Raw genomic sequence first — 7,602 nt, forward strand, 5'->3', positions numbered from 1 at the left:
ACCGCTGATGCGGTCGGGGGCCCTTCCCGTATGCGTAGGTCCGCGTCAGTGGCCGGCGCTGTGCGACGGGGAACCCGCCGGCGTACCGGTGGCGCCGCCCGAGGGGGAGCCGGACGGGCTGGTGCGCGCGGCCGCGCCGGTGGCCGTGCCCGAAGGGGAGCCGGACGGCGAGCCCGACGGCGTGCCCGAGGGAGAGCCGGACGGGGTGGCGCCCACGGCCGGGGCCGCGGTCGGGCCGAACGGGGCGAACGCGCCGGTGGCGGGGACCACGAAGGCCTGCAGCTCGACACCGCCCGTGCTGCTCAGCTGGAAGACGACGTCCTGCACTTCGCCGTCCCTGGCGGCCAGGGAACCGTCCTCGATCACGGCGGAGGCGTTGCCCTTGCCGCCGATCACCACGGAGCCGAGGGCCGGCACGGTGATCTTGCCGGATCCTCCGGCGGGCTTCAGCGCGACCTTGCCCTTACCACCCGGGAGGGTGATGGCGTCCAGGGTCTCCGCCGTGGTGCTGTTGTTGAAGAGCGTCGCCGAGACGACCGCGGGGCCCTTCTCGCCCTTCTGGCCCTGGGTGATCACCAGTGCGTTCTGGACCTCGATGTCGCCCTTGGTGGCGGCGGCGTTGTCCGGCTTGATCTGAAGGGTCTGCGCGTCCTGGCCCGCACCGCATGCGGCCAGCGAGGCGATCGAGAACACGACGGCAGTGGCGGCGAGGGCGCCGCGTCGAAGGCTGCGGCTCACGGCGGCGGCATCTCCTTGGACGAACGGAAGGGGCGGGTGGTCGCTCGGAACGGCCGAGGTAAAGCCGCTCTAAGGGTGTGTCAGCGCGCTTAGGTTACCGAGCCGCCGCCCCGCCCCCGCACCCGACCCTCCGCAGGGCGGCCGCCGCCCTGGGACCGCCCCGCGATCTTGCATTCCGGGGCGCCGTTCACCGCACCTTCACCGCACCGTTCACCGCGCCGATCTCGTGGCGCCCGCATATCGTGCCCGGAGCCCTGTTGATCAATTTCCGGATTCCCTCGAACGCCACTTCGTGATCAATTCGGGATTGGGCCGGAACCTCCCGGTGGGGATGGTGGCCAGTCGGACGGAGTAGTTCGGTTTCTCGACTCGGAACCCGGCAAAACGGGACGTACGTCACACGGATGGGGGTGCCGGGCACGTGTGGCGTGGGCCTTTCGTCCGGTCCGCGCAGCGCCCCCGACCTGCGAATACCCCCTTCCGGAAGCCCTCCGCAGCACGTTCCTGTTGCTGTTGTCAAGCCCCGAGATGTGCCCTGACCTGCGAAAACGCCATTCATAACAGTCAGTTCTCGTGTTACCCTGGATAGCCACGGAAGGGGTACCTGTCACATGACGTTCAAGGTTGGCGACACCGTGGTCTATCCCCATCACGGGGCCGCGCTGATCGAGGCCATTGAGACTCGTCAGATCAAAGGCGTGGACAAGACCTACTTGGTGCTCAAGGTCGCCCAGGGCGACCTGACGGTTCGTGTGCCTGCGGACAATGCGGAGTTCGTCGGCGTTCGCGACGTAGTCGGCCAGGACGGGCTGGACCGGGTCTTCGAGGTGCTTCGTGCACCGTATGCAGAAGAGCCGACGAACTGGTCCCGGCGCTACAAGGCAAATCTGGAGAAGCTCGCTTCTGGCGATGTCATCAAGGTCGCCGAAGTGGTGCGTGACCTGTGGCGTCGTGAGCGCGAGCGCGGGCTTTCCGCGGGCGAGAAGCGCATGCTCGCGAAGGCGCGCCAGATTCTGGTGAGCGAGCTCGCGCTCGCTGAGAACACGAACGAGGACAAGGCCGAGGCCCTCCTCGACGAGGTGCTCGCGTCCTGACGCGAGTCCCCGTGCACACCGTGCACCATATGGTGCGCAGCTTGCCGCGGTGCCCGATGACAAGGTCTCTCCTCCACGAGAGGCCTGTTGCCGGGCGCTGCGGCATGTCTGTATCCGTACCTCTTGCCTTACTGCCTCACTGCCACCATCGCGATGGCGTGCCGGGCCCGGGCAGCCTGCTCGACCGGTCGTCACGGAAGGGGCGAGGGGCGTCGCACCCGGCACCCTTCAGGCCATACCCATGTCGGCCGAAGTCACAAACCTGGCTCGGAGCTACTGATGTCTGACGTTACGCGTCCCCACCGCACCGCCGCGGTGATCCCGGCCGCCGGCCGGGGGGTACGCCTCGGTCCCGGTGCCCCCAAGGCCCTGCGGGCCCTCGGCGGCACCCCGATGCTCATCCACGCCGTACGCGCGATGGCCCGCTCCCGAGCGGTCTCCCTCGTGGTGGTCGTCGCCCCGCCCGACGAGGCCGCCGAGGTGCGCCTGCTGCTGGGCGAGCACGCGCTGCCCGAGCGCACCGAGCTGCTGGTCGTTCCCGGCGGGGAGACCCGCCAGGAGTCCGTCCGCGCCGGCCTCGACGTGCTGCCCGCGGACATCACCTCCGTACTCATCCATGACGCGGCCCGTCCGCTCGTCCCGGTGGACACCGTGGACTCGGTCATCGAGGCCGTACGCGACGGAGCGCCCGCCGTGGTGCCCGCGCTGCCCCTGGCCGACACCGTCAAGGAGGTCGAGCCCGGCAAGCCCGGCGAGCCCGAGCCGGTCCTCGGCACGCCCGAGCGGGCCCGGCTGCGTGCCGTGCAGACCCCGCAGGGCTTCGACCTCGCCACCCTCCGGCAGGCGCACGCCGCGATCGCCGTCGACGGCGAGGGCGCCACCGACGACGCCGGAATGGTGGAACGGCTCGGCGTCACCGTCGTGGTGATCCCGGGCCACGAAGAGGCCTTCAAGGTCACCCGCCCGCTCGACCTGGTCCTCGCAGAGGCCGTACTCGCCCGCAGGAGGGCCACCGATGGCTACTGAGCCCACCGCTTCCGCCGCGCCGCTGATCCCGCTCGTCGGCATCGGCACCGACGTCCATGCCTTCGAGACCGGCCGCGAGCTGTGGTGCGCCGGGCTGCTCTGGGAGGGCGAGGACGGCCTCGCCGGCCACTCCGACGGTGACGTCGCCGCCCACGCCGCCTGCGACGCCCTGTTCTCCGCCGCCGGCGTCGGCGACCTCGGTGCGCACTTCGGCACCTCCCGCCCCGAGTGGTCCGGCGCCGCCGGTGTCACCCTTCTGGCGGAGGCGGCCCGTATCGTCCGTGCCGAGGGCTTCGAGATCGGCAACATCGCCATCCAGGTGATCGGCGTACGCCCGAAGATCGGCAAGCGGCGCGAGGAGGCACAGAAGGCGCTCGCGGCCGCCGCCGGCGCTCCCGTCGCGGTGTCCGGCACCACCACCGACGGGCTGGGGCTCACCGGCCGCGCCGAAGGGCTCGCCGCGATCGCCACGGCCCTCGTGTACCGGACGAACCGGGCCTGATCGCTCGCAGCGGCCGGACATCTTCGGCAACAAAGGTGCCCCGGGTCCCGAAAGGGTCGCGGGGCACTGCTACAGGGCCACTACCCTGGATGCCGTGACTATTCGCCTGTACGACACCAGCGCCCGGCAGATCCGCGACTTCACCCCGCTCACCGCGGGCTGTGTCTCGATCTACCTGTGCGGCGCCACGGTGCAGGCCGCCCCGCACATCGGGCACATCCGGTCGGGTCTCAACTTCGACATGATGCGCCGCTGGTTCGAGTACCGGGGCTACGAGGTCACCTTCATCCGCAACGTCACGGACATCGACGACAAGATCATCACGAAGGCCGCCGAGCAGCGCCGCCCGTGGTGGTCCATCGGCTACGAGAACGAGCGCGCCTTCAACGACGGCTACCGCGCACTCGGCTGCCTCCCGCCCACCTATGAGCCGCGCGCCACCGGTCACGTCACCGAGATGGTCGAGATGATGCGCGGCCTCATCGAGCGCGGTCACGCCTACGAGTCCGAGGGCAACGTCTACTTCGACGTGAAGTCCTACGCCGACTACCTCTCGCTCTCCCGCCAGGAGCTCGACAACATCCGTCAGCCGGAGTCCACCGGCGAGACCGGCAAGCGCGACCCGCGTGACTTCGCGATGTGGAAGTCCGTCAAGCCCGGCGAGCCCTCCTGGGAGACCCCGTGGGGCCGCGGCCGTCCCGGCTGGCACCTGGAGTGCTCGGCCATGGCGCACAAGTACCTCGGTGAGGCCTTCGACATCCACGGTGGCGGGCTCGACCTGATCTTCCCGCACCACGAGAACGAGATCGCCCAGGCCAAGGCCTTCGGCGACGAGTTCGCGAAGTACTGGGTCCACAACGCCTGGGTCACCATGTCCGGCGAGAAGATGTCGAAGTCGCTGGGCAACTCCGTCCTCGTCTCCGAGATGGTCAAGCAGTGGCGCCCGATCGTCCTGCGCTACTACCTCGGCACCCCGCACTACCGGTCGATGATCGAGTACAGCGAGGACGCCCTGCGCGAGGCCGAGTCGGCCTTCGCCCGGATCGAGGGCTTCTACCAGCGCGTCATCGAGAAGGCCGGCGGCCCCGTCGAGCCGGCGGGCGAGGTCCCGCCCGCCTTCGCCGAGGTCATGGACGACGACCTGGGCGTCCCGCAGGCGCTCGCGATCGTCCACACCACCGTCCGCCAGGGCAACAGCGCGCTCGCCGCCGACGACAAGGACGCGGCCATCGCGCGCCTGTCCGAGGTGCGGGCCATGCTGGGCGTCCTCGGCCTGGACCCGCTCGACCCCCACTGGGACGGCGGGAACGGGTCCGACCGCGGCGAGGAGCTCCACGGCGCCGTGGACACCCTCGTACGACTCGTCCTGGATCAGCGCGAGTCCGCCCGTGGCCGCAAGGACTGGGCGACCGCCGACGCGATCCGCGATCAGCTCCAGCAGTCCGGGCTGGTCATCGAGGACAGCCCCACCGGTCCGCGCTGGACGCTCGGCCCCCGCTGAGCCCAGCAGCTGAACTTGGTGTGCTGCCCGGGGCTCCGGGCGGCACACTCTTCATACGTACATATCGCAGCACCAACGAAAACAGGTAGAAGTCATGGCCGGGAACAGCCAGCGCAGGAACCGCCGCACGTCCAACAAGAAGGGCGCGACGGTCGGCAGCGGTGGCCAGCGGCGCAAGGGCCTGGAAGGCAAGGGCCCCACGCCCAAGGCCGAGGACCGCAAGAAGCACAAGGCCAACCGCATCAGCAACGCCATGGCCCGCCAGGCCGCCAAGCGCCGCCCGGCCCCGCGCCGCGGCGGCCCCAAGGGCACCAGCGAGATGGTCGTCGGCCGCAACCCGGTCTTCGAGGCGCTGCGCGACGGTGTCCCGGCCACGACGCTCTACGTCCAGCAGTTCATCGACAACGACGAGCGCGTCCGCGAGGCCCTCCAGCTCGCCGGCGAGCGCGGCAACATCAACCTGATGGAAGCCCCGCGCCCCGAGCTCGACCGCATGACCAACGGGCTCAACCACCAGGGCCTGGTCCTCCAGGTCCCGCCGTACGAGTACGCGCACCCCGAGGACCTCACCGCGGCCGCCTACGACGACGGCGACGACCCGCTGATCGTCGCCCTCGACGGTGTCACCGACCCGCGTAACCTCGGCGCGATCGTCCGCTCCGTCTCCGCCTTCGGCGGCCACGGCGTGGTCATCCCCGAGCGCCGCGCCGCCGGCATGACCGCCGGTGCGTGGAAGACCTCGGCCGGCACCGCCGCCCGCACCCCGGTCTCGCGCGTCACCAACCTGACCCGAGCCCTCCAGGACTACAAGAAGGCCGGCATCACCATCGTCGGCCTCGCGGCCGAGGGCGAGCACACGGTCACCGACCTGGAGGCGCTCGGCGGCCCGGTCGTCATCGTCGTCGGCTCCGAGGGCAAGGGTCTCGGCCGTCTCGTCGGCGAGAACTGCGACTACCTCGTGCGCATCCCGATGCCGGGCGGCGCCGAGTCCCTCAACGCCGGTGTCGCCGCCGGCGTCGTCCTCTACGAGGCGGCCCGCCGCCGTGCGACCCGCGGCCGCGTCTGATCGCTGCACAACTGATCCACTTGGCTCACGGAACATGACCCGTGAGCGTGTCACCCCGCCCGATTCGGGCGGGGTGGCTTGATCTTGACGGGTCTCGGACACATCCCTGACGTCAAGGCAGTGTCCTAAGCACTGATCACTCGGTTAGATGAGTGTGGACACCAGAACGTCAGGGTTCGACGACCAGCCCGCGCTGAGCATGGTCAAGGTGCCGTGCGACCCCGCACAGGTCATCGTCAACCACGCCAGCTTCCGCGTGCGGCTCGCACCGAGCCCGAGCGCGCGTTCCAAGCCCGCGAAGTCCCCCGGCCGCGCACCCGTTCTGGGTGGCGCCGTGGTGGCTGCCGCCGGGGCCACCCGCCGCCGGGCCCCCGTGGTCTGGAGCGGCAAGTCCGACGCCGGCGACGCCGCCGCCATGGGCGGACTGTTGCAGGCCGTCCGGGAGGCCGGCCGCGGATACGACGAGTACGACGGCGGCGCCACCCAGGTCATCCCCCGCGTCGACCTGGCCGGCGACCTCGCCGAGGACACCCTCGCCACGCCGACCGTCATCGGCCAGCGCAGCTACGGGGACCCCGCCGAGACCCGCCCCCTGGCCGCCGTACGGGACCTGCCCCACTGGCAGGAGCCGCCCGGCTCCGGCCCCGGGGCCGACTCCCGCCGGGCCGGACCCGACACGCGCGGGCAGGCCTCCTACTACCCCGGCCGCCGGATGAACCTCGGCGTCGTGCTGCTCCCGCTGCGCGTCTTCCTCGGCTTCATCTCCATCTACGCCGGCATGGGCAAGCTCTGCGACCCCGTCTACTTCGACGGCGGCGAGCGCGGCTCCATGGTCACCTGGCTGCACACGCTGAACCCCTGGGCGCTCGCCGAGCCGCTGCGCGACTTCGCCCTCGCGCACCCGGTCGGGGCGGGCCTGAGCGTGGCCTTCCTCCAGGTCATCGTCGGCGTGCTCACGGTCTTCGGGCTGTGGCAGCGGTTCGCCGCCTGCTTCGGAGCACTGCTGTCCGCCGCACTGCTGATGACGGTGAGCTGGAAGACCGTCCCGGCCTACGACGCGCCCGACATCATCTACCTCGCAGCCTGGAGCCCGCTGATCATCGCGGGCGCCCCGGTCTACTCCCTCGACGGCCGCCTGGCCGGCGAGGCCTGGCGGACCCTCGGCCCGCGTTCCGAGATCTGGCGGCTGCGGCGGCGCGTACTGCGCCGCGGGGCCGTCATGGCCACCGTCGTGTGCGGGCTCACTCTGCTCGTCGGCTCGCTCCTCGGCGGCGCCGTCCGCTCCTCCACCGTCGTCACCGTCCCGGGGCCGGGCGAGGCCCCCAGCAACTACCTGCCGGGCCGCCCGCTGCCGCAGGCGCCGGCCGGCCCGCAGCCCGGACAGCAGCGGTCCCCGCAGGCACCGAGCAAGGCCGCGTCGCCCTCGGCGAGCGCGACGGAGCCCGCCGCGAAGGCCGGGAAGACCGCGTCCGGCAGCCCCACCAAGGGGACCTCGGGGACCCGCTCCGAGTCGCCCGCCGCGACGCGCGGCACCACCGGCAAGCAGACCCCGCGCAGCACCCCCCGGCAGTCGTCCTCCCCGAGGCAGCCGGCCTCCTCCGCGGGCAGCAGCACGGACGGTGGGGCTTCGGCCCCGAAGCAGCCGGGTCTGATCGGCGGGCTCATCGGCTGACAC

General features: G+C 71.3%; 7 protein-coding genes. 6 read left to right on the forward strand and 1 reads right to left on the reverse strand.

The genetic code is table 11. The features are described from left to right. Positions 1-45 precede the first annotated feature (45 nt). The gene (locus ACWGIU_RS23395) at positions 46-738 is read right to left on the reverse strand and encodes a DUF461 domain-containing protein (RefSeq protein WP_453708724.1); all 693 of its coding nucleotides are present in this window, start codon (positions 736-738) and stop codon (positions 46-48) included. A gap of 611 nt (positions 739-1,349) precedes the next feature. On the opposite strand from ACWGIU_RS23395, the gene ACWGIU_RS23400 reads away from it, so the two are divergent. The 6 genes from ACWGIU_RS23400 to ACWGIU_RS23425 all read left to right on the forward strand — a co-directional run bounded on the left by ACWGIU_RS23400 (position 1,350) and on the right by ACWGIU_RS23425 (position 7,599). Then, positions 1,350-1,832, forward strand: coding sequence for a CarD family transcriptional regulator (locus ACWGIU_RS23400; RefSeq protein WP_003953493.1), 483 nt, complete (start codon positions 1,350-1,352; stop codon positions 1,830-1,832). Between the two features lie 279 nt (positions 1,833-2,111). Continuing rightward, a complete protein-coding gene (gene ispD / locus ACWGIU_RS23405) occupies positions 2,112-2,858 on the forward strand; it encodes a 2-C-methyl-D-erythritol 4-phosphate cytidylyltransferase (RefSeq protein ID WP_453708726.1) in 747 nt (248 codons plus the stop codon). Beyond that, on the forward strand, positions 2,848-3,360 hold the full coding sequence (ispF, locus tag ACWGIU_RS23410) for a 2-C-methyl-D-erythritol 2,4-cyclodiphosphate synthase (protein WP_453708728.1): 513 nt from the start codon (positions 2,848-2,850) through the stop codon (positions 3,358-3,360). Before ispD ends, ispF begins: the two co-directional genes overlap by 11 nt. A 94-nt stretch (positions 3,361-3,454) precedes the next feature. Next, entirely contained in the window at positions 3,455-4,861 is a 1,407-nt protein-coding gene (gene cysS / locus ACWGIU_RS23415) for a cysteine--tRNA ligase (RefSeq protein ID WP_453708730.1), read from the forward strand. Positions 4,862-4,955: 94 nt separating this feature from the next. After that, positions 4,956-5,927, forward strand: coding sequence for a 23S rRNA (guanosine(2251)-2'-O)-methyltransferase RlmB (gene rlmB, locus ACWGIU_RS23420; protein ID WP_453708732.1), 972 nt, complete (start codon positions 4,956-4,958; stop codon positions 5,925-5,927). A gap of 148 nt (positions 5,928-6,075) precedes the next feature. Then, positions 6,076-7,599, forward strand: coding sequence for a DoxX family membrane protein (locus ACWGIU_RS23425; protein ID WP_453708734.1), 1,524 nt, complete (start codon positions 6,076-6,078; stop codon positions 7,597-7,599). Positions 7,600-7,602 lie beyond the last annotated feature (3 nt).

The organism is Streptomyces sp. NPDC054840, from assembly GCF_053611065.1.